This window comes from Streptomyces sp. NH27, from assembly GCF_056859195.1.
Genome location: NZ_JACEGK010000889.1, coordinates 1 through 1,614, shown reverse-complemented (window position 1 = coordinate 1,614; position 1,614 = coordinate 1). Strand labels below are relative to the sequence as shown.

The following is a 1,614-nucleotide window of genomic DNA, read 5'->3' as shown; positions in this document are numbered from 1 at the left end:
CCCCATGGACACCATGCGTGACCGTTTCGGCACGGTCGCCAGTCGCCTTCTCGACGAGGATCCGCGCCTCGCGGTCGTGCTCGCCGTGATCTCCGGCGACCGCTTCAAGGACGCCGCCAAGGCCCATCCGGACCGCGTGATCGACGTCGGCATCCGGGAGCAGCTGCTGGTCGGCGTGGCCGGCGGCATGGCGTTGACCGGCCTGCGCCCCATCGTGCACACCTTCGCGAGCTTCCTGGTGGAGCGCCCCTTCGAGCAGGTGAAACTGGACCTGAACCACCAGGGCGTCGGCGCGGTGCTGGTGAGCGCGGCTGCGTCGTACGACATCGCGGCCGGCGGGCGCACCCACCAGAGCCCGGGGGACGTCGCGCTGCTGGACACCCTCGACGGGTGGACGGTGCACGTGCCCGGGCACCCGGACGAGGCGGAGTCGTTGCTGCGGCACGCCGCGGCCGACGGGGACAACCTCGTGTACGTCCGGCTCAGCGAGCAGACGAACCTCGCGCCGCTGCCGGTCTCGCCGGGGCGCTTCCAGGTGGTGCGCGAGGGCCGCGCCGGCGTCGTGCTCGCGGTCGGGCCGATGCTGGACGCGGTGCTGGCGGCGACCAGCGGCCGCGACCTGACCGTGCTGTACGCCTCGACGGTACGGCCCTTCGACGCGGCCACGGTGCGCGAGGCGGTGGGGCGTGCGGCTGCGGCCGACCTGGTGCTGGTCGAGCCGTACCTCGCGGGGACGTCGACGGACTTCGCCAACCGGGCGCTGGCCGACGTGCCGCACCGGGTGCTGTCGCTGGGCACGCGGCGCGAGGAACTGCGGCGCTACGGGTCCGCCCGGGACCACATCGCCGCGCACGGCTTGGACGAGTCCGGGTTGCGCGAGCGGATCGACGGGTTCCTCCGGCCGTAGCGTCGCGCGGCCGGCGTCCTCCAGCCGTAGCGTCGCAGCCGCGGCCGCAGCCGCAGACGCCTGCCCGTAGTCCCGTGTTCGGACATCGCCGGCCGCCGGGGCTCGCGGACGGGGTGACCGGATCGGTCCGCATCCGGACCTGATGGGGCCTGTCACCGCCCGGGGCACGGCCGTCAGGATCGGGGCATGACCCGAGCATTGATCGTCATCGACGTCCAGGAGTCCTTCCGCACCCGCCCGCTGTGGCAGACCATGTCCGACCCGGAGATCACCGACCGGGTGGACCGGCTGGTCCGGCTCGCCCGGCAGGCCGGGGACCTGGTGGTGTGGGTGCTGCACACCTCGCCCGGCAGCGGCGACGTGTTCGACCCGGAGCTGGGACACGTACGGCTGATGGAGGAGTTGCGGCGCCAGGACGGGGAGCCGCTGCTGCACAAGACGTCGCACAACGCCTTCACCACCACCAACCTGCAGCAACTCCTCACCGAGCACGGCGTCCGCGAACTGGTCGTGTGCGGCATCCGCACCGAGCAGTGCGTGGAGACCACCACCCGGGTCGCGAGCGACTTCGGCTACCAGGTCACCTTCGTCGTCGACGCCACCGCGACCAACCCCATCCCGCACCGCGACGCGCCCGCCGACCAGAGCGTCGCCGAACTGCTGGCGGACCCGCGCACGTTGAGCGCGGAGGAGGTCATCCGGCGTAC

2 protein-coding genes are annotated in these 1,614 nt (G+C 72.9%); both read left to right on the top strand.

The window, feature by feature from the left end:
- Nucleotides 1-4: 4 nt before the first annotated feature.
- The gene (locus AC13HU_RS36815; RefSeq protein WP_483046350.1) at nt 5-907 is read left to right on the top strand and encodes a transketolase family protein; all 903 of its coding nucleotides are present in this window, start codon (nt 5-7) and stop codon (nt 905-907) included.
- A gap of 186 nt (nt 908-1,093) precedes the next feature.
- A partial coding sequence (locus AC13HU_RS36810) for a cysteine hydrolase family protein (protein ID WP_483046349.1) occupies nt 1,094-1,614 on the top strand: 521 nt, incomplete at its 3' end.